The organism is Rhizobium sp. BK399 (genome assembly GCF_014194695.1).
Taxonomy (GTDB): Bacteria; Pseudomonadota; Alphaproteobacteria; order Rhizobiales; family Rhizobiaceae; genus Rhizobium.
Genome location: NZ_JACIAH010000004.1, coordinates 332,232 through 352,114 on the forward strand (window position 1 = coordinate 332,232; position 19,883 = coordinate 352,114).

16 protein-coding genes are annotated in these 19,883 nt (G+C 60.5%); 7 read left to right on the forward strand and 9 right to left on the reverse strand.

Annotated features, from left to right (window positions below):
• Window positions 1-80 precede the first annotated feature (80 nt).
• Entirely contained in the window at window positions 81-1,391 is a 1,311-nt protein-coding gene (locus FHT97_RS12365; RefSeq protein ID WP_016556939.1) for a sugar ABC transporter substrate-binding protein, read from the reverse strand.
• A 145-nt stretch (window positions 1,392-1,536) separates the two neighbouring features.
• Window positions 1,537-2,490 (reverse strand): sugar-binding transcriptional regulator, encoded by a 954-nt coding sequence (locus tag FHT97_RS12370; protein WP_183862480.1) that lies wholly within the window; start codon window positions 2,488-2,490, stop codon window positions 1,537-1,539.
• Window positions 2,491-2,713: 223 nt separating this feature from the next.
• Between FHT97_RS12370 and FHT97_RS12375 the strand changes: the two genes are divergently transcribed.
• From FHT97_RS12375 to FHT97_RS12385, 3 genes are all read left to right on the forward strand, one after another.
• Window positions 2,714-3,367, forward strand: a complete 654-nt coding sequence (locus FHT97_RS12375) for a response regulator (protein WP_016556937.1) — start codon at window positions 2,714-2,716, stop codon at window positions 3,365-3,367.
• Between the two features lie 2 nt (window positions 3,368-3,369).
• A complete protein-coding gene (locus FHT97_RS12380) occupies window positions 3,370-4,704 on the forward strand; it encodes an ATP-binding protein (protein ID WP_183862482.1) in 1,335 nt (444 codons plus the stop codon).
• 72 nt (window positions 4,705-4,776) lie between these two features.
• Complete coding sequence (locus FHT97_RS12385) at window positions 4,777-5,700, forward strand: ROK family protein (RefSeq protein WP_183862484.1); 924 nt, start codon at window positions 4,777-4,779, stop codon at window positions 5,698-5,700.
• Window positions 5,701-5,743: 43 nt separating this feature from the next.
• Here the strand turns inward: FHT97_RS12385 and FHT97_RS12390 are convergent, their stop codons facing one another.
• The 6 genes from FHT97_RS12390 to FHT97_RS12415 form a co-directional block, all read right to left on the reverse strand.
• A complete protein-coding gene (locus FHT97_RS12390) occupies window positions 5,744-8,890 on the reverse strand; it encodes an efflux RND transporter permease subunit (protein WP_183862543.1) in 3,147 nt (1,048 codons plus the stop codon).
• A 26-nt stretch (window positions 8,891-8,916) separates the two neighbouring features.
• Window positions 8,917-10,053: an efflux RND transporter periplasmic adaptor subunit gene (locus tag FHT97_RS12395; RefSeq protein WP_183862486.1), complete on the reverse strand. Its 1,137-nt coding sequence runs from the start codon at window positions 10,051-10,053 to the stop codon at window positions 8,917-8,919.
• Between the two features lie 52 nt (window positions 10,054-10,105).
• Window positions 10,106-10,723, reverse strand: coding sequence for a TetR family transcriptional regulator (locus tag FHT97_RS12400; protein WP_016556932.1), 618 nt, complete (start codon window positions 10,721-10,723; stop codon window positions 10,106-10,108).
• Between the two features lie 287 nt (window positions 10,724-11,010).
• Window positions 11,011-11,442 (reverse strand): OsmC family protein, encoded by a 432-nt coding sequence (locus FHT97_RS12405; RefSeq protein ID WP_114714333.1) that lies wholly within the window; start codon window positions 11,440-11,442, stop codon window positions 11,011-11,013.
• 152 nt (window positions 11,443-11,594) lie between these two features.
• The gene (locus FHT97_RS12410; RefSeq protein ID WP_183862488.1) at window positions 11,595-12,812 is read right to left on the reverse strand and encodes an adenylate/guanylate cyclase domain-containing protein; all 1,218 of its coding nucleotides are present in this window, start codon (window positions 12,810-12,812) and stop codon (window positions 11,595-11,597) included.
• A 62-nt stretch (window positions 12,813-12,874) separates the two neighbouring features.
• The gene (locus FHT97_RS12415; RefSeq protein ID WP_183862496.1) at window positions 12,875-13,897 is read right to left on the reverse strand and encodes a LacI family DNA-binding transcriptional regulator; all 1,023 of its coding nucleotides are present in this window, start codon (window positions 13,895-13,897) and stop codon (window positions 12,875-12,877) included.
• A 92-nt stretch (window positions 13,898-13,989) separates the two neighbouring features.
• On the opposite strand from FHT97_RS12415, the gene FHT97_RS12420 reads away from it, so the two are divergent.
• The 4 genes from FHT97_RS12420 to FHT97_RS12435 all read left to right on the forward strand — a co-directional run bounded on the left by FHT97_RS12420 (window position 13,990) and on the right by FHT97_RS12435 (window position 19,490).
• Window positions 13,990-15,177 (forward strand): phytanoyl-CoA dioxygenase family protein, encoded by a 1,188-nt coding sequence (locus FHT97_RS12420; protein WP_183862498.1) that lies wholly within the window; start codon window positions 13,990-13,992, stop codon window positions 15,175-15,177.
• A gap of 85 nt (window positions 15,178-15,262) precedes the next feature.
• The gene (locus tag FHT97_RS12425; protein WP_183755941.1) at window positions 15,263-16,084 is read left to right on the forward strand and encodes an SDR family oxidoreductase; all 822 of its coding nucleotides are present in this window, start codon (window positions 15,263-15,265) and stop codon (window positions 16,082-16,084) included.
• Window positions 16,085-16,186: 102 nt separating this feature from the next.
• Window positions 16,187-17,098: an SMP-30/gluconolactonase/LRE family protein gene (locus FHT97_RS12430; protein ID WP_183862500.1), complete on the forward strand. Its 912-nt coding sequence runs from the start codon at window positions 16,187-16,189 to the stop codon at window positions 17,096-17,098.
• 148 nt (window positions 17,099-17,246) lie between these two features.
• On the forward strand, window positions 17,247-19,490 hold the full coding sequence (locus tag FHT97_RS12435) for a glycoside hydrolase family 2 protein (protein WP_183862502.1): 2,244 nt from the start codon (window positions 17,247-17,249) through the stop codon (window positions 19,488-19,490).
• Between the two features lie 38 nt (window positions 19,491-19,528).
• Here FHT97_RS12435 and FHT97_RS12440 read toward each other — a convergent pair whose 3' ends face one another.
• Entirely contained in the window at window positions 19,529-19,861 is a 333-nt protein-coding gene (locus FHT97_RS12440) for a hypothetical protein (RefSeq protein ID WP_246712611.1), read from the reverse strand.
• Between the last annotated feature and the right edge of the window lie 22 nt (window positions 19,862-19,883).

A 19,883-nucleotide genomic window follows, 5' to 3' on the forward strand; every position in this document is an offset into this window, starting at 1 on the left:
GGGGTCGCCGACGCAGTTTGGGCAATTCGGCGACCCAGACGGGCGGGGATGTCAACTTCCCCGCCTTCTCAGGAGGTTAGTTATTTGATGTAACCAGCCTTGGTCATTTCGCGGGTCGTCAACTGCTGGGCGCTCTGCAGTGCCTGATCGACCGAGACCTGGCCGGCAAGAGCTGCCGAGAACTGCTGGCCGACGGCGGTGCCGATCCCCTGGAATTCAGGGATAGCGACGAACTGGACACCGACATAGGGCACCGGCTTGACGGTCGGCTTTGTCGGGTCAGCTGCATTGATGCTGTCGAGCGTCATCTTCGCGAACGGTGCTGCTTTCTGATAGTCGGCGTTGGCATAGAGCGAAGAGCGCGTCCCCGGAGGTGCATTCAACCAGCCTTCCTTCTCGGCGACCAAGTTGGTGTAGTCCTTGCTGGTTGCCCAGGCGACGAACTTTTCAGCTGCTTCGACCTTCTGCGAGCCTGCAGGGATGGCGAGGTTCCAGGCCCAGAGCCAGTTGCCGCGCTTGCCGAGGCCCTTGTCCGGAGCCAGAGCGAAGCCGACCTTGTCGGCGACGGTGGATTCCTTCGGGTTGCTGACGAAGGAGGCAGCAACGGTCGCGTCGATCCACATGCCGCACTTGCCGGTCTGGAAGAGCGCAAGGTTCTCGTTGAAGCCGTTCGAGGACGCGCCTGGAGGGCCAGCTTCCTTCATCAAGTTGACGTAGAAGTTCAGCGTGTCCTTCCACTCGGCCTGATCGAACTGCGGCTTCCACTGCTCATCGAACCAGCGTGCGCCGAAGGAGTTCGACATGGCCGTCAGGAAGGCCATGTTTTCGCCCCAGCCGGCCTTGCCGCGCAGGCAGATGCCGTAGATTTCCTTGTCCTTGTTGGTGATCTTCTTCGCGGCATCCGCAATGAAATCCCAGGTCGGCGCGTCGGGCATCTTCAGGCCAGCGGCATCGAACAGGTCCTTGCGGTACATGACCATCGAGCTTTCGCCGTAGAACGGTGCGGCATAGAGCTTGCCGTCGGCGGTCAGACCACTGCGGATAGCCGGCAGCAGGTCGTCGGCATCGTAGTCCTTGCCGAGATTGTCGAGCGGCAGCAGCCAGCCCTGTTTTGCCCAGATCGGAACTTCGTAAGTGCCGATCGTCAGAACGTCGTACTGACCGCCCTTGGTCGCGATGTCGGTCGTAACCTTCTGGCGCAGGACGTTCTCTTCGAGGGTTACCCACTCGAGATCAATATCGGGGTTCTTTTTCTTGAAGTCGTCCGTCAGCTTTTGCATCCGGATCATATCGCCGTTGTTGACGGTCGCGATTGTCAGCGTCTCGGCCGAAGCCATGCCGGCAAACGCCAGTGCTGAGCAGGCGCCCAGCAGGAGAGTTCTCAATGTCATATCTTCCTCCCAGAAGATGAGTGCGAGCATTCGCTTTGCTCATGGGCAATTACTCGCTCAAGGGAAAGAAATGTCAATCACCATTCGTTGCTGCATGAGCGAAGAACGATGTTATCTTGTTGAATTTAAAGAATTAAATATTTGCTCATGTCTTGAGCAAATATTCGGCCGTGTCCTCATCCGTGATCAGCGCGTTGATCTGATGGCCTGTTACGGCAGCCCTGATCGCCTTGAATTTGCGCTTGCCCTTGGCGATTCCGATAACGGTCGACGACTCACGTGAGGGGATCGACGCGGAGGCCACCCGCTCGTTGATCGGATTGTCGAGGAGCTTCCCCTCGCTATCAAACACCCAGCCACAGATCTCGCCGACGGCACCGTTGCGCATCAGCTCCATCATCTCGTCCTTCTCGAGAAAACCGTCGATACAAAGCGGCCCGTCGATGCCGAGCTCTCCGATGCCGACAAACGTCACGTCTGCCTGTGCGCTGATCTCTAGCGTCGAGCGAACGAGCTGCTGGCCGTGCAGGGTTTCCCTCTCATCCGCCGAGGTGACCAGAACCGGCAGCGGCATCGGAAAGTGTCGAGCCTTCACCGCGTCAGCCATGCTGAAGATGACGTTGTAGTAAGCAGCGGAGCCATCGGGCGCAATATTGCCGGTCAGCGATACGATGCGGTGACTGGGACATTCGATGGCGGGAAGTTGGTCGACGGCCGCCTTCAAGGTTCGTCCTGTTCCAACTGCGAGCACGATAGGGTCAGGGCGCTTGAGCCAGCGCTCGATTTCCGCTGCGGCGGCCTCCGCGATGCCGACCGTCGTCGAACTGGAGCCCGGGTCGCTTGGCACGACCTCGACATGCTTCAGGTTGAACTTCTTGCGCACGGCATTGGCGAGTTCGAGACAGGCGGCGATTGGATGGTCGAGCCGCACTTTTATCAGCCGTTCGGCAACCGCGAGCGAGACAAGGCGCTGTGCCGATTGCCGTGAAATCCCCATGGAAGAAGCAATCTCATCCTGCGTCCGCCCTGCCACATAGTAGAGCCATCCCGCGCGCGCCGCGTCGTCTAGCCGCCCCGAAGTCTCGGATTTTCTTACCATCAGTCTCTACCATGCTGAAAAGATCGGCCACAGCCGACGCGGATATGCATATTGCGGCAGATCAAACCAGAATTCGGGCAAATGTCGAGTGCATTGAGAAATTGCACAGCCTATTTTGACATGCCTGGCGAGGGCCGCATGCCATCGGCTTGTCATCTTTGTCGATCAACCTTGCTTGACCGAGGATTGAACTGCAAGCTAACTGGCATCGAGGAAAAAAGCTGTGCGAATTCTGCTGGTTGAGGATGACAGAATGATTGGTGGCGCGGTGAGGGATCACGTCGCTGCGGCCAATCATGCCGTCGACTGGGTGCAAAATCTGGGTGACGCCGACGCAGCCGCGGGACCTGTCGATTACGGGCTCATTCTTCTCGATCTCCAACTCCCGGATGGCAGTGGCGTCGCGTTTCTACGCGGCCTTCGAGAACGCGGGCTGAAGACACCTGTCATCATTCTGACTGCACGAGATCAGATCTCGGACCGCATCGACGGACTGAATGCGGGAGCCGACGACTACCTGGTGAAGCCGTTCAACCTTGACGAGTTGGAAGCGCGTATCATGGCGGTCGCTCGCCGCTATGATGCCAACCCGCATCCGGTCGTCCGCATCTCGGACATTGAAATCAACCGGCCCCTGCATCAGATCTCGGTCGCCGGCGAAACGATCATCCTGACGAGCCGTGAATGGGCGGTACTCGATCTGTTGACGGCTCGCCCAGGCGCGATCGTCCCCAAAGATCGGATCGAGGAAGCGCTCTACGCATTCGGTTCGGAAATCGAAAGCAACACCGTCGAGGTCTATGTGAGCCGTCTGCGCAAGAAGATCGGCAAGGACAGGATCCGCACTGCCCGCGGCATCGGCTACACACTCGGATGAAGATGAAGCGCGAACGCAGCATCACTGGCCCGCTCATTCTCGCCCTGACGACCGTCATGGTCGTCTTCTGGCTTGCCGCGATCGGCCTCAGCGTCCGCGTGATGCAGCACGAGTTCGATGAGATTTTCGATAGCGCGCAGCAGGAGACCACCGAGCGTCTCCTGGCTTTGATCCTTGACGATTTGAACCAGCGTGCGGACGTCGATCCGCGCAGCGTCGCCATGCTCAACACTGCCGCCAGTCGAGAATATCTGACTTATCAGGTCCGCGACGCCAGCGGCAAGGTAGCACTGCGTTCGAATGATGCTCCGGCAGAGCCTTTCGATGCACCGCTTCGCACGGGCTTCTATGACACGACGACAGCACGAATCTACACCGAGATGACGGCTGACGGCTCCCTTTTTCTGCAGGTGGCCGACCGGTTCAAGAACCGCCGCGAAGCCGTTCGCGAAAGTTCCGTCACCTTGCTCATCCCATTGGTCGCCCTTATTCCCGCCAGCATCTTTGCGATCTGGTTCATCGTCGGGCGGGCGCTTCGGCCGATCGAGGAACTTCGGCGAGATATCGGGACGAAAGACAGTGGCAACATGGCTGAGGTCGACGATCGGGGTCTGCCGGTCGAACTGAGGCCGATCGCAAGATCGGTCAACCTTCTCCTCGGACGCCTGCGTGCCGCCCTCGAAGCAGAGCGCGAATTCACCGCCAACAGTGCTCACGAGTTGAGAACGCCGATCGCCGGAGCGCTTGCACAGACGCAGCGGCTTATCGAGGAACTGCCGTCCGGCGCAACGCAGGACCGCGTCCGGCAGGTTGAGGCTTCGCTGGTCAATCTCGGCCGTCTGGCAGAGAAACTGCTGCAGCTTTCCCGCGCGGAAGCCGGCATCGGCGGAAGCGCAAGTGCAGTCGACCTGCGCCCGGTCCTCGACATGGTGGTCACCGATTTCCAGCGCGACAGCCGCACGAATGGAAGGCTTCAATACTCCGCGGCGCCGGACGCAAAGCTCGTCCGCACTGCCGACATGGATGCCTTCGGCATTGTCACGCGAAACCTGATCGAGAATGCCCTGCTCCACGGCGATCCGGACCTCCCCGTCAATGTCAGTCTCGAAAGCGGCGGCATCGTGCGCGTTGTGAACGGCGGGCCATTGATCCGAGAGGCTGAGATGGCTGGACTGAAAAAGCGCTTCAGCCGCGGCAAGACGAGTGCGTCCGGCTCCGGCCTCGGGCTCGCTATCGCCGACCGTATCGTCTGCCAGATGGGCGGGACACTGGAACTGCTATCACCGGCGACGGGAGCGAAAGCCGGCTTTGAAGCAAAAATGACCCTACCGGCCTAGCCCGGTTTCGGCTTGCAAAACCTGCCGAAGGGTGCGAGCAGACGCAGAGGCCATCCAAACAGCAGAACCCAAATGATCATTTCTTTTGACATCGGCGGCTCCGCCATCAAGGGCGGAGTGGCGCACTCCGAAGCCGACATCACGCCACTTGGCCGGCGCCCGACCCCCAAGGACGATTTTGCCGCCTTCGTCGAGACGCTGCGTGCCATCATCGCCGAAACCGGCGAGAAGCCGACACGCCTTGCCTTCTCCATCGCAGGCGTCGTCGACCCGGACACGCAAAGGCTGACCTGCGCCAACATTCCCTGTATTCACGGCCGCGATCTCGCCGCCGACCTCGAAGCTGAACTCGGCCTGCCGGTCGTAATTGCGAATGATGCCGACTGCTTCGCCATGGCGGAGGCCGATCTCGGCGCCGGGCGCGGCCACCGCATCGTTCTGGGCGCCATTCTCGGAACCGGCGTCGGCGGCGGTGTGGTTGCGGATGGACGACTGATCAATGCCGCGGGCGGCTTTGCCGGTGAATGGGGACATGGTCCGGCCCTGGCGTCTCATGCCGGCAATCCGCCCGTCGCGATTCCAGCCTACCCCTGCGGCTGTGGCCAGAAGGGGTGCGTCGATACCGTCGGCGGCGCTCGTGGTCTCGAGCGCTTGCATAAGACGCTGCATGACATCGATCTCTCCAGTCAGGAGATCATCGATGATTGGTTGAAGGGCGAGTCCCAAGCGGCGCGCACCATCGATGTCTTCATCGATCTTGTCGCCTCGCCGCTCGCGCTAACAATCAACATCACCGGCGCGACCATCGTTCCAGTCGGCGGCGGGCTTTCCAATGTCGAAGAGCTGCTTGCGGAGCTGGACAAGGCAGTTCGGCAGCGCATCCTGCGCAAATTCGATCGACCGCTCGTGGTCCGCAGTGAATGCCGCGTCGAGCCCGGCCTGATCGGCGCCGCGCTGCTCGGCCTGAAAGCGGAAGCCGCCCACCTCGCAGCTTGAGCCAAAAGAAAATGGCGCGGTTCTCACCGCGCCATCGTTCCCGTCATTCCGCCGCGAGGGCCGGCGGGTGCATCGCCTCCGCCTCTTCCGCTGCATTGCCGTTCGCTGCACCCTGCGCCGCCGCCGTCTTCGGCTCCTTGCCGAAGAACAGCGCATAGGCCGCAGGCAGCACTAGGATCGTCAATACCGTGGCAACCAGAATGCCGCCCATCATGGCGTATGCCAGCGGCCCCCAGAAAACGCCACGTGAGATCGGGATTAGCGCCAGAACCGCCGTCAGCGCCGTCAGCATGATCGGGCGGAACCGTCGTACCGCAGCACCAACGATCGCTTCCTGTCGATGCATTCCCGCCTTGATGTCCTGGTCGATCTGATCGACGAGAATGATCGAGTTGCGGATGATGATCCCGAGCAGTGCGATGACGCCGAGGATGGCAACGAAGCCGAACGGCGCACCCGATATCAGGAGGGCCGCAGCCGCACCGATGATCCCGAGCGGTCCGGTCGCAAGCACGAGCATCGCCTTGCCGAAGTGCTGCAGCTGCGCCATCAGCAGGAGAACGATGACGACGAGCATGATCGGCGCCTTCGCGGCAATCGAAGCCTGGCTTTCGGCGGAATCTTCCGCGCCACCCTGGATCTCGATCTTGTAGCCGGCCGGCAGGCTGTCGCGCAGCGGCTGCATGTCGGCATACATCTTCATGACGACATCGTTGGACTGAACGTCGTCAGGCAATGTCGCCCGGACGGTGATGGTCGGCAGACGGTCGCGCCGCCATTCGATCCCCTGCTCCAGAACCGGCACCACCTTGGCAACCTGGGAGACCGGGACGAAGCCGCCGAAATCCGTCGGCACGTAGACCGAATTGACGGCCGACAGCAGCGAACGATTGGCTTCCGGTTCGCGGGCAACGATCGACACCGTCTCCTCGCCGTCGCGGAAGTCATCGAGCGGCGCACCGGAGACTGCTGTCTGCAGCATCTGGCGTACTCGCTGTGAGGTGACACCGAGCGCACGGGCACGGTCCTGATCGATCACCAGCTTCATCGCCGGCACTGGCTCCAACCAGTCGTCATGGATCGCACCGAGTTGCGGATTAGCCTGGAACTTCGCCTTCACCTCATGGGCTATCTTGCGGACTTCCTGACGGTCCGGCCCCATGATGCGCATCTGCACAGGCCAGCCCGTCGGCGGGCCAAGGAACAGACGATCCACCTTGCCGCGGATATCGGGGAAGTCTTCGGCAAGAATCATCCGTAGCTTCACGATTAGGCGTTCACGCGCCGGCTCGTCGTTTGCCATGACGAGAAGCTGCGCGAAGTTCGGATTGCGAAGCTGCTGGTCGAGCGGGAGGAAGAAGCGCGGGGCACCCTCGCCGATATAGGTGGCAACGAATTTCTTGTCCTTGTCGCCCATGATTTTGGCTTCGAGCGCCTTTGCCTGCGTCTCGACTTCCTTGATGCTGGTGCCTTCAGGCAGCCACAGATCGACCAGGATTTCCGGGCGCGAGGACTGCGGGAAGAAATTCTGCGGGATGAACTGGAACGCCCAAAGACTGGTCGCAAAGGTCACCAGTGTCATCGCCACCACGATGATGCGATGACGCACGGCCCAGCCAACCGTCGCCCGAAGGCGTCGATAGAAGCTGGTATCGAAGGCATCGTGGTGTTCGCCCGCGTGATGGCGCTGCTTCAGGATCATGTAGCCGAGCCACGGCGTGAAATAGACAGCCACGAACCATGAGACGACGAGTGCAATGCCGACCACATAGAACAGCGTGCGCACATACTCGCCGGCGGTTGACGCCGCAAAGCCAACCGGAATGAAGCCGGCGGTGGTGATCAGCGTACCGGTCAGCATCGGGAAGGCGGTCGAGGAATAGGCGAAGCTTGCCGCTTCGATCTTCACAAGGCCTTCCTCTAGCTTTCGCTCCATCAACTCGACGACGATCATTGCGTCGTCGACGAGCAGGCCGAGCGCAATGATCAGCGCCCCGAGCGAGATGCGCTGCAGGTCGATCCCGAGTTCGTACATGATGGCGAAAGTCGCGGCGAGCACCAGCGGGATGGCGATCGCGATGACGAGACCGGAACGCCAGCCGATCGACAGGAAGGAGACGATCAACACGATGATCAACGCCTCGCCGAGCGCATGCATGAACTCGCTAATCGCGTCGGTGACGACGTCGGGCTGATTGGAGATCTGGTCGACGGCAACGCCGTAAGGTAGTGATCCCTCGAAGCGCTCGTAAGTGGCTTCGACATCCTTGCCGACATCGGTCACCTTGAAGCCCTTTGCCATGACGACGCCGACCTGGACGCTCTCGTGACCGTTGAAGCGATATTTGCGCTGATACGGATCTTCGAGGCCGGAATAGACGGTGGCTATATCGCCAAGACGCGTGACCTGATTGCCGGCCTTCAGCCGCAGTTCGCGGATGTCCTCGGCTTTCGTCACGTCGCCTTCGACGGAAATACGCACCGAACGCGTGCCGGTATCGACGGACCCGGCGGGATCGACGTTGTTCTGGCCCTTGATAGCGTTCTGCAGGTCGAGCACGGTCAGCCCCCGCTCGGCCAGCGCCTTCGAGGAGACGTCGACGTAGATCTTCTCCGGTTGGTCGCCGATGATGACCGCCTTTTCGACGCCCGGCGTCGTCAGCAGCATGTCACGCGCCTGGATCGCGAACTTCTTCAGCTCGGGATAACTGTAGCCATCTCCGCTGATCGAATGCAGCGTGATGTAGGTATCGCCAAATTCGTCGTTGAAATAGGGGCCGAGCAACCCTTCCGGCAGCTCATTGGAGATATCGCCGACCTTCTTGCGCACCTGGTAGAAGGCGTCAGCCACCTGTTCGCTATTGGTGTCGCCCTTGACCTGCAGCGTGATGATGGCGCTGCCGGCCCGCGTATAGGACTTGACCCAATCGATATGCGGGGTTTCCTGCAGCTTTCGCTCGATCTTGTTGACGACCTGGTCTTCCATTTCCTGGATGGAGGCACCCGGCCAGATGGCCTGCACGACCATGACGCGGAACGTAAAGTCGGGATCTTCCTTCTGGCCCATGCGCATCAGGCCAAGGACGCCGGTGATCAGGATCAGGCCGAACAGGAAGCGTGCGATGCTCGGATGGCCGATTGCCCAGCGTGATAGGTTAAATGGGCGTTTTTCGGCGTTGGAGTTGTCCATGGTCATAATCCTCTCCTGACCAGGTCTCAGCGAATGACGTCGCCGGTTTCGGCTTGCGCCGACTGCTGCTCCGGCAGCTTGACCTTGAGGTTCTCGGCCATGAACTGCGTGCCAGCCGCGACGACGAGATCGCCGCTTTTCAACCCGTCGGCGACATGGACGCCGCCACCGGTGAAGTCCGCCACCTTGATTTCGCGGGCGTGAACCGTCGAGGCGTTGCGATCGACGACCCAGACGATCTTCTTGCCTTCACGTTCGGCGAGCGCGCTTAGCGGAATAGCGACGTCGGTCTCAGCATTGCCAACAGCGGCTTCGATCGTCGCCGTCATGCCAAGCAGCACCCGATCATCTGTCGGGAGGCTGACACGAACGGAAAAGGTGCGCGACTGGGGATCGGCGCTGCCGGAAACCTCGCGTACCTTGCCGTCGAGCACCAGTTTGCTGTCGGACCAGAAGGTGGCTTTCACAGTCTTGCCTGGCTTGAACTGTGCAATGTCGTTCTCGGGAACGGCGATCTGCACTTCCTTCTCGCCGTCCAGCGCGACCACGGCTACAGGCGTCCCGGCAGCAACAACGGCGCCGGTGTCGGCACTGATCGATGTCACGATACCATTCCGGTCAGCCTTCAGCTCGGTATAGACAACCTGGTTTTTTGCCTGGTCGAGCGACGAAGCAGCAGCATCGCGCGTTGAGACTGCCTGATCGTAGCTGAGAGCCGCCTGTTCCATCTGCGATTTTGCCGTGACGCTCTTATCGAACAGCTGCTGAGCGCGCTTGTTGGCAAGGTCGGCGGTCGCCACACCCTTTTCGGCGGCGGCAAGGTTTGCTTCGGCGGTTCTGACCGCCAGCTCGTAGTCGGTCGGATCGATTTCGGCGAGCAGATCACCAGGCTTGACGCGATCGCCAATGTTGACACGACGGTCGGTGATCTTGCCGGCGACGCGGAAGCCGAGATTCATCTCGACGCGGGCCTTCACGGCACCGGAATAGTCCAGCGCACGCGTACCGCGAGCCTCGGCAATTTCCACCACCTTGACCGGGCGGATGATCTCTTTCGTTTCGGCCTTCTTCTCCTCGCTGCAGCCAGATATGGCAAGCGTAACGGCGCCGAGGAGCGCGAAAGTGGCAAACGACGGCAACTGCACTGTCTTCAGCGAAATCATCTTTCGCACTCCTGAAATCGTTTATCGGTTGATCTGCGGCTTTTACCGCTCGTTATTTTTTCAGCGCCCGGATCGAGAACTCGACCAGTTCGTCAACAGTGGCGCGGTTGGTCTTGGCAAGACATTGCGCCACCATCTGCGGATGGCAGAGGGTGACGGTGGCCGCCCCGAAGCAGCGTGAGGCGACATCCGCATCCTGCTCGGCAAATTCGCCGGCAGCGATCCCTTCGCGGATCACGTCAGCGAGCAATTCATGAATACTGTCGACATGCTTTTCGATGACGTGCCAGTCACGCTCGATGGCGACGACGACCATCTCGTGCACCTTTTCCTGGTCGAGCATGGTGTCGACCGTCATCTGGTATTGGCCCTGCACGAACCTGCGCAGCCGATCGGAGGCGCTGATCTGCAGGTGGCAGGCATCGTAGGCCATCTGGTAGCTGGCAGCGAGCATGCGGCCGCAGATCGCCTGATGGATTTCCACCTTCGAGGCAAAGAAGCGGTAGACATTCGCCGGCGACATGCCGAGATCGCGCGCAATGTCGGCAACGGTGGTTTTGGAGTACCCATAGTGACGGAAAAGGCGCTCGCCAGCGTCAAGAATGCGCGTCACATTCTCCTGGCGAGCCAATTCGATGGTGTTTTCCGCTGCATCGGCAACCAACTTCATGCACCTCATTTACGACTGACGATTTTTGAATTTCGTCAGTCGTAAAATAACAATCGTAATATGTCAACGTTTTCTTGGGAACGGGACAACCAATCCGATGCCGTCAACGTCCAAGCTAGGGAAGTCACTGTGTTCGAGTGGGCGATGTATGCAGGATGCCGTAGGCAAGCGGTATCGCCCGCTGGCTAAGTCACGGCGCAATTGCCTTCAGATGCATGGGGCCGAAAGAACCATGCGGCTGACAAAGTGCCGACGCTGATGCGCGGCACTCGGCCTTAGGTCATAGCTCAGGCGAGCTTGACTTCAAGAGAGATCGGGACCGCCGAGAGTGCCTTCGATACCGGGCATCCGGCCTTGGCTTTGTTGGCGAGTTCGATGAACGTCCGCTCGTCGGTGTTCGGAACCGTTCCCGTCAGCGTAAGGTGGATCGCCGTGATGGCGAAGCCGCCTTCGACGCTTTCGAGCGTCACCTTCGCTGTCGTCTCCATGTCGGTCGCCTTGAGACCGGCTTCCTCGAGGATGAGCGAGAGAGCCATCGTGAAGCATCCGGCATGGGCCGCGCCGATCAGTTCTTCCGGATTGGTACCCGGAATGCCTTCAAATCGGCTTGAGAAGCCATAGGGATAGTGCTTCAGCGCGCCGCTCTGTGTGGAAATTTGTCCCTTGCCGTCCTTCAGTCCACCGGACCACTGCGCTGAACCTGTACGATTGATCTGCATGCCGTCCTCCTGTTTGGATTCAGAGGAAGCGGGCTATCGCCGCTTCGCCAGCCGAAAGAGGCAACCTGCCTCTTCGACGCGATATAATCCTCTATCGGCGGAAGGCGACAACGCCGTGAAATTTCTTCGAGCGACAAGCAGGCAGGAAGCTGTCAGATCTCGATCCGCGCTGTGTCGAGCGTATAAAGCTCCTGCGCGCGTTTGACACCGCGGAGCGCATAGCGACCGATGCAGGCAAGCGCGCCCCGTTCTTTCTCAGGGATCGTTGCTGCAAACTCCGACGACATCAGCACGTTGAGATCGACCGATCGGCACATCGAGGCAATCCGGCTGACTTCGTTCACAGCGGGTCCGATGACGGTGAAGTCGAGCCGCTCGCGACTGCCGATGTTTCCGTAGAAAACATCGCCGATGTGCAGGCCGATATAGACCTCCGTCGTCGGGCGCCCTTCCTCCGCCCGCTCCTCGTTCAACGCCTTCAGCTTCTGCCGCAGCAATCGCTCTGCTTGCAGCGACGCGGCGCAGGCCTCGTCGGCCTGGTCGGCCTTGAAGATCGCCAGCACCCCATCGCCGATCAGCTTCAACACATCGCCGCCTGCCTCGTGTATCGCGGAAATGACCACATCGCTGTAGGCATTCAGCATCGGCAGAATCTCTTCAGGCGGCGCGCTGTCAGATATCTTGGTGTAGTTCAGAAGATCCGAGAACCACAGGGCCGCGGAGATTCGCTCCGACTTACCGCGTGTGATCTTGCCTTCCAGCACTTGCCGCGCGGCATCGTCGCCGAGATATACCTCGGCAATCGTCCGTGCGATCCGCGCAAGCGCAATACATTTGATCGCAAGCGCCAGGACCGGCACCAGCTTTCGCAGGATGATGAGGTCGTGGTCTGAGAACCCCTCGGGACTGCGCGTGGCGAAGTGAGAAAAGAAGCAGTCCATCTCGCCGATCGTGCCCGCCTTCTCGAACCGATGGACCATCGCGACGAAGTCGGTGTGGCCCTGCTGGAGCATCGATTCGAGCATGACGAAGTCGGTCGGATCGCCAAAGCCGATGCGCCGTCTGACCTCGTTTTCTTTGCCGGCCCAAAGATAGTAGAAGGCGGATCGCTGCCAACTCTCCAGCGCCGCGCCATCGCTGGAGGGGCCATATTCGAATTCGGCTTCGATCTCCTCGCGGCTATCCCAGCGAAACGCCCTGCCTTCGTGCACGGGATGAAGCGTGTCCATCAGGGCCATGCCGCGATCAAGTGGAAGGCCGCGCTCACGACAGGCTTCACAAAACCCGATCAGGAGTTCGGCTTCCGAGGCGCCCTTCAGCCCCTGCTCGGTCAACCAGGCCGCAACGGTCCCTACATCACTGTATTCCATGCCGTTTCCCTCGCTCATGCGAAAGCTGTATCGCGATTTCGCCGACAAGGGAAAGGCAAACCTCAGCCCGCAGCAGGCATGTTGTAAGGTGTGACAATTTCCACCGACGACAATGCCGGAGCCGCGATTCCACCGCTCGCCGAGCGGCTCATCACGGCGCGAAAGGCCGAGCGGGCATCCGTGCGCAGATCATGGTGTAGCACGAAGCTGATCTTGCGACCTGTGAGCAGTGCGCGATTGTCGGCGTCTAGATCATGCGCAACGAAGACGCGAATCGAACGCTGCGCCGCCTCGAAGGCTGCAAGCACGGCTCGGTTTCCGCCGCCGATGGAATAGACAGCGTTGATCGCCGCATCCGCCGCAATTGCCCGAGCCGCCAGCGTGCCCGTCGCCGCGTCCGTGCCATGCCCTTCGCTGATTTCGGTTACCGAGATGAGCGGATAGCGTTCACGCAGAACACGACGAAAACCGATCTCCCGCTCTTCCTCGCCGCGAAACCGCCCGCTGGATAGCGTGACGAGGACGCGCCCCGGCGCTTTGCCAAAATGCTCGCCGATGAGATAAGCAGCCGTCTCTCCGGCTGCGCGGTTGTCGGCCCCGGCGTAAGCGCTGCGCGACGAATTTGGCAGGTCCGTCACCAGCGTGACCACCGGAATTCCCGCATCAGTCGCCCTGGAAACGGCAGCGGCGACCTCAGGAACATCCGGGGCCTTCAAGACGATGCCGTTGGTGCCGCGCAGCCGGATCCGGTCGAGCAGTTGCACCAGTTCAGCTTGCTTCATCACCTCGGCAAAATGGAAGCGGCACCGAAATACCGTTGGCAAGAACGTCGCGACCTCCGCTTCGAAAGCGTCGCGAACGGCAGTGCTGAAGCGTTCCGGTGTTTCCATGACGACATCGATCGCGAGCTTGCGCCCGCTGACTTCGCCACCAATCTGCTGTTTCTCCAGCTCCGCGATCGCAGCTCGCACCCGCATCATCGTCTGATGCCTGACACCGCTCCTGCCATTGAGAACGCGATCCACCGTCGCAGTGCTCAGCCCGGCCTGAAAGGCGATATCCTTGACGAGAAACCGATGTGCCATGCAGTCTATCCTGATGGTTTTTTGATGGATTCCTGATCTATAACAGACCCGTCGGCGGCGTATAGTGCCCTCATCGGAACGGGAGGAGCACCATGAAAACCGACAACCTACAGAAACTGCGGGCCGATCGCGTCTGGCTGACCGAGGATTCCTGCGATCTCGCCGACTTCCGCAAGCTTGCCGAGAAGACAACGGCTCTGGCCGACTATCCGACGGCTGACGCCGTGGAAAAGAACATTCTGATCTATGACAGCGCCAAGGTCATTGCAGCGATCGCCAGCCCCGAAGGCCGCAAAGCGGTGCTCGCCGAGATCTGCGAGGCCTTCGGCGAGGGCCCGGGCGTCATCGTCTTCAAGCGCGCCTACAGGGATACCGGTATCATCGACCGTGCCAGCGCAATATTCGACGAGATCATCGAGGAGCAACATCGGACCGCAACCGGCGGCGGCGATCACTTTGCCAAGCCAGGCGCCAATGACCGCATCTGGAACTCGCTGGAAAAACACTGCCTTGCCGATCCGGAGAATTTCGCAGAATACTATGCAAATCCGATCGTCGCGATCGCAAGCGAGGCCTGGCTCGGCCCGAGCTACCAGATGACGGCGCAGGTCAACCGGGTCAATCCGGGCGGCGCGGCGCAGTCCGCGCACCGCGACTACCATCTCGGTTTCCAGTCTTCCAAGGTGATCGAGCAGTTCCCGGCGCATGTGCATAGGCTCTCGCCGGTGCTGACGCTGCAGGGCGCCGTCGCTCATTGCGACATGCCGCTCGAAAGCGGACCCACCCTCTTTCTGCCGCACAGTCAGACCTATGAGCCGGGCTACCTCGCGCTCAAGCGCCAGGAATTCAAGGATTACTTCGAAACGCATCATGTCCAGCTGCCGCTCAAAAAGGGCGACGTGGTGTTCTTCAATCCGGCCCTGTTCCACGCAGCCGGCACAAACCGCTCGACCGACATCAAGCGCGTCGCCAATCTGCTGCAGGTTTCCTCCGCATTCGGTCGCGCCATGGAATCCGTGAACCGCGAGCGCATGAGCGCAAAACTGTTCCCGGCATTGAAGTCTCTGAGAGGAAAACTGTCCGAAACCGAAATCGGCAACGCGGTTGCCGCCTGCGCCGAGGGCTACTCCTTCCCGACCAACCTCGACCGCGACCCGCCAATCGGGGGCCTTGCCCCGAAGACGCAGGCGCAACTGATGCACGAGGCCCTGCAGGAAGATTGGGACGATGCGCGGTTCACGTCGGCACTGGCGCAACAGAGCGAGCGACGACTGAGCTGACGCATCCGCGTCAACAAAATTAGCTCCCGGCGCCCACCGTGTCGGGAGCTTTCGGCATATTGACCATCATTCAAAGGAGGAGTGCATGACAACAGACCACAGCCGCCTCGACGGCAAAATCGCGATCGTAACGGGCGGTACGCAAGGGCTTGGCGCGACAATCGCCCGCCTCTTCGCCGAGCGCGGGGCCAAAGGCCTCGTCATTTGCGGGCGCAACGAGCAGAAGGGCAAGGCGAAAGCCGACGAGATCGCCGCCGCCACCGGAGTCAAGGTCGTTTACGTGAAGGCCGATCTCGGTCAGGTCGAGGATGCGAAAAACGTCGTTCATGTCTGCGACCAGACGTTTGGCCGCGTCGATGCGCTGGTGAACGCGGCGGCCATCACCGACCGCGGCACCATCCTCGATACCAGCCCGGAACTCTTCGACGCCATGTTCGCCATCAACGTCCGCGCGCCGTTCTTTCTGATGCAGGAAACGGTGAAGGTAATGCGGCGCGAGAAGATCGAGGGCACCATCGTCAATATCGGCTCCATGTCGGCCAAGGCAGGGCAGCCGTTCATCGCCGCCTATTGCGCCTCCAAGGGTGCCTTGGAAACCCTCACGAAGAACACCGCCTACGCGCTGCTTCGCAACCGCATCCGTGTCAACGGCCTCAACATCGGCTGGATGGCATCCGAGGGTGAGGATCGCATTCAGCGGGAATTCCACGGAGCACCGGCCGACTGGCTCGAAAAAGCGGCGGCCAGCCAGCCGTTCGGCCGCCTCGTCGATCCGGAGGAAGTGGCACGCGCCTGCGCCTATCTTTCCTCGGCGGAATCCGGCCTCATGACCGGATCGATGATCTGCTTCGACCAATCGATCTGGGGCGCCTATGACGGTTCGCCGCATCCGGACACAGCCCTCTGAAAAAATGCGAAGCCGGACGCCTTTGCCGGCGCCCGGCTCTGGAACACATCACCGTTTACGTTTACGAAGAGCGTCATCACATCGCTTGGGAGGAGCTGGCCTGTGTTGGAAGATGCGCTCTATGACATCCGTGACGATCGCTTCACTGGCTTGATTGCAGGCAGCGCCCGGCTGGAGGAGCTCTATAGCGGTTGCCGCTGGGCAGAAGGCCCCGTCTGGTTCTCGGACCTGAATTGCCTGATTTGGAGCGACATCCCCAATGAGCGGATGATGCGTTGGGTGCCCGACGGCAGTGTCTCGGTTTTCCGCTCACCGTCCAATTACGTCAACGGCAACACCCGCGACCGCCAGGGCCGGCTGATCTCCTGCGAGCATGGCGGCCGGCGCGTCACCCGTACTGAATTCGACGGCCGCATCACGGTGCTGGCCGACAGCTACAAAGGCAAGCGACTGAACTCTCCGAACGACGTCGTCGTCAAGTCGGACGGTTCGATCTGGTTCACCGATCCGAGCTACGGCATCATGTCCGACTATGAAGGCCACAAGGCCGAGCCTGAACAGGAAACCCGCAACGTCTACCGCATCGACGCTCCGACGGGAGAGATCGAAGCTGTCGCCACCGATTTCATCCAGCCCAATGGCCTTGCCTTTTCGCCTGATGAAAAGCAGCTCTACATTGCCGATTCCGGCTCGCGTAACCATGAGGTCCCCCGCCACATCCGCGTTTTCGACATCGTCGACGGCAAAAAGCTCGCGAACAGCCGGTATTTCTGCTCGATTGACAGCGGCGTGCCGGATGGCTTCCGCTTCGACGTCAGCGGTAACCTCTGGACCAGCGCTGCCGACGGCGTTCATTGCTTCGCGCCCGACGGCACACTGCTCGGCAAGATCAAGGTGCCGCAGACGGTCTCAAACATCGCCTTCGGCGGCGTGAAAAAGAACCGCCTCTTCATCACCGCCACCCAATCGCTCTATTCGATTTACACCACCACCAACGGCGCCCAGTATCCATAGGATAGCACCACGCGCCATCGAACCAGAACGTCAGCGCTGCCTAGCAAGCTAGGCATCTCCACCCGGAAAGACCCACCGATGCTTGAATTTTCCTGCGCCCTTCAACGGCGCCAATCCGTTCGCACCGCTTTTTCCATGGGAGCCTGAGATGCGTTCCGTTGTTTCTTTCAACGAGAGTTGGAGTTTCCGTGAGGGCTTCGGCCAGCGTCTGCTCGAGGGCTTCGACGGCGCGGCGACCGTTAGCTTGCCGCATACGGCCGTTGAATTGCCTTTCAACTACTTCGACGAGAAGAGCTACCAGCGGGCATTCACCTATCAAAAGATCCTGCGCTGGATGCCCGAGTTCGAGGGTCGTGAGGTCTCGCTGGTCTTCGACGCCGCCATGGCCGATGCCGTCGTTTATCTCAACGGCGAAGAAATCATCGCCCACAATGATGGCTACACGCCGTTCGAGGCCCGCCTCACCGGCAGGCTGGTCATCGGCGACAATCTGGTCACTGTAAAGATCGACGGGAGCGAAAACCCCGCGATTCCGCCCTTCGGCGGTCGTATCGACTACCTCACCTATGCGGGCATCTATCGGGACGTCTGGCTGAAGGTCACGGACCCTATCTCGGTTGCCAACCTGAAGATCGAAACCCACAACGTGCTGGCTGAGGAAAAGTCGGCCAGCGTGCGTATCGATCTTGCCAATCCGCAACAGCTCACCTTCCTGGGCTCAGTATCGGCGTCGCTGAAGGATGAAGATGGGCGCGTGCTCGCCACCGTGTCCGCAGAAACGACCGGCGAAAATCCTACGCTCGTTTTCGATAGCCTGACCGGCATGTCGCTCTGGGATATCGACGACCCGGCACTCTACGAAATTACCGTCGAATTGAAGACAAGCCACGGTTCCGACCGGGTCTCCTCGAACTTCGGCTTCCGCACCGCCGAGTTCACGACCGGAGGTTTTCTTCTCAACGGCCGGCCGATGAAGCTTCGCGGTCTCAATCGTCACCAGGCTTTCCCCTATGTCGGCTATGCCGCGGGCAGATCAGCCCAGGAGCGCGACGCCGACATCATGAAATCGGTGCTGAAGTGCAACATCGTCCGCACCTCGCACTATCCGCAATCGAAATGGTTCCTCGATCGGTGCGATCGCATTGGCCTTCTGGTCTTCGAGGAAATTCCGGGCTGGCAGCATATCGGCGACGAGGAGTGGCAACGGGAATCGATCCGCAACGTCCGTCGCATGATCGAACGCGACTGGAACCATCCCTCGATCATCATCTGGGGCGTTCGCATCAACGAGTCACAGGACAGTCACGACTTCTATGTCGAGACGAACCGGCTTGCCCGGGCGCTCGACCATACGCGACAGACCGGCGGCGTCCGCTACATAACGGACAGCGAACTGCTCGAAGACGTCTACACGATGAACGACTTCATCCTCGGCAACGAGGAGCTGCCCGGCAATAACCGCCCGCGCACAGCGCTCCGCCCGCAGCAGGAATCCACCGGCCTGTCGTATAAGGTGCCCTACATGATCACCGAGTTCGGTGGCCACATGTATCCCACCAAGATCTACGACCAAGAAGCCAGGCAAGCCGAACATGTTCGCCGGCATCTCGAAGTGCTGAATGCAGCCTATGGCGATCCTGATATCGCGGGCGCGATCGGCTGGTGCATGTTCGACTACAACACCCACAAGGACTTCGGCTCCGGCGACCGGATCTGCTACCACGGCGTCATGGACATGTTCCGCGAACCGAAGTTTGCCGCCTATGTCTATGCCAGCCAATGCGATCCGTCTGACGAGATCGTCATGAAGCCCGTCACTTTCTGGGCGCGCGGTGAGCGCAATATCGGAGGCGTTCTGCCGTTGATCATTCTGACCAACTGCGACGAGATCGAATTGCGATACGGCTCGCTGACGAAGCGGATTGGGCCGGACCGCGAGAACTACCCGCATCTGCCACACCCGCCTGTCGTTCTTGACCATCGTCACTTCACGCCTGATGAGCTTGGCACGTGGGGGCTTGAATGGATCGATGGCGAATTCACCGGCTACATCGCCGGCGAACCCGTCGCCAGTTTGACCCTTGCAGCCGATCCGCTGCCAACAACGCTGCAGGTCGCCGCCGACAGCACGACGCTGAAGGCGCGCGAACGCGACACGACCCGCGTTATCATCCGAGCGCTTGATCAGATGGGACAGCGCCTGCCTTTCATGAATGACAATGTCACGGTGCAGGTCGATGGGCCGGCAAAAATCGTTGGGCCGGCATCGGTACCGCTACAGGGCGGCACTGTCGGCTTCTGGTTGGAGGCGACCGGATTGACCGGTACGATCAGCCTACAGGCAAATTGCAGCCGTTTCCCCGCGGTCAAGATCGAACTGGCGGCCGTTTGAGCAGATAGTCGGCACGCCCGATATGGCGGGGCGTGCCATCAGCCGGACTGCGCCGGCTGCACCGACCGGACGGTCCCGTTGTTATCGACGACGCATGAGAACTTCTTGCCGCCGGCGTCGAGATCGACGGCGAAGGTGCCGTCGGGTAATTGCCGAGATGCGGTGGGCAATACCTTGGCGTTCGGACCGGCAACCCCGGCAGCAGAATTGGCGCAGAGCAGCTGCAGATCCGCCGGAGCCGTCTGCAGCGTGGTGCGGGCCATGCTTTCAGGCGCCGGTGGCGTCGGTGTGCAAGCGCCAAGCAGCGCCGCACTCGTCATTGCGGCCATCAGCCGACCGATCGAAATTCCCTTCGCAGTGTTCTGCAGCAAAATCCTGTCCCCCGACTAGATT

What these genes read in the sequence shown, in the direction of transcription:
- FHT97_RS12365 (WP_016556939.1), bottom strand. Translation starts at nt 1,391, where the DNA reads ATGACATTGAGAACTCTCCTGCTGGGCGCCTGCTCAGCACTGGCGTTT.
- FHT97_RS12370 (WP_183862480.1), bottom strand. Translation starts at nt 2,490, where the DNA reads ATGGTAAGAAAATCCGAGACTTCGGGGCGGCTAGACGACGCGGCGCGC.
- FHT97_RS12380 (WP_183862482.1), top strand. Translation starts at nt 3,370, where the DNA reads ATGAAGCGCGAACGCAGCATCACTGGCCCGCTCATTCTCGCCCTGACG.
- FHT97_RS12385 (WP_183862484.1), top strand. Translation starts at nt 4,777, where the DNA reads ATGATCATTTCTTTTGACATCGGCGGCTCCGCCATCAAGGGCGGAGTG.
- FHT97_RS12390 (WP_183862543.1), bottom strand. Translation starts at nt 8,890, where the DNA reads ATGGACAACTCCAACGCCGAAAAACGCCCATTTAACCTATCACGCTGG.
- FHT97_RS12395 (WP_183862486.1), bottom strand. Translation starts at nt 10,053, where the DNA reads ATGATTTCGCTGAAGACAGTGCAGTTGCCGTCGTTTGCCACTTTCGCG.
- FHT97_RS12400 (WP_016556932.1), bottom strand. Translation starts at nt 10,723, where the DNA reads ATGAAGTTGGTTGCCGATGCAGCGGAAAACACCATCGAATTGGCTCGC.
- FHT97_RS12405 (WP_114714333.1), bottom strand. Translation starts at nt 11,442, where the DNA reads ATGCAGATCAATCGTACAGGTTCAGCGCAGTGGTCCGGTGGACTGAAG.
- FHT97_RS12410 (WP_183862488.1), bottom strand. Translation starts at nt 12,812, where the DNA reads ATGGAATACAGTGATGTAGGGACCGTTGCGGCCTGGTTGACCGAGCAG.
- FHT97_RS12415 (WP_183862496.1), bottom strand. Translation starts at nt 13,897, where the DNA reads ATGGCACATCGGTTTCTCGTCAAGGATATCGCCTTTCAGGCCGGGCTG.
- FHT97_RS12420 (WP_183862498.1), top strand. Translation starts at nt 13,990, where the DNA reads ATGAAAACCGACAACCTACAGAAACTGCGGGCCGATCGCGTCTGGCTG.
- FHT97_RS12425 (WP_183755941.1), top strand. Translation starts at nt 15,263, where the DNA reads ATGACAACAGACCACAGCCGCCTCGACGGCAAAATCGCGATCGTAACG.
- FHT97_RS12435 (WP_183862502.1), top strand. Translation starts at nt 17,247, where the DNA reads ATGCGTTCCGTTGTTTCTTTCAACGAGAGTTGGAGTTTCCGTGAGGGC.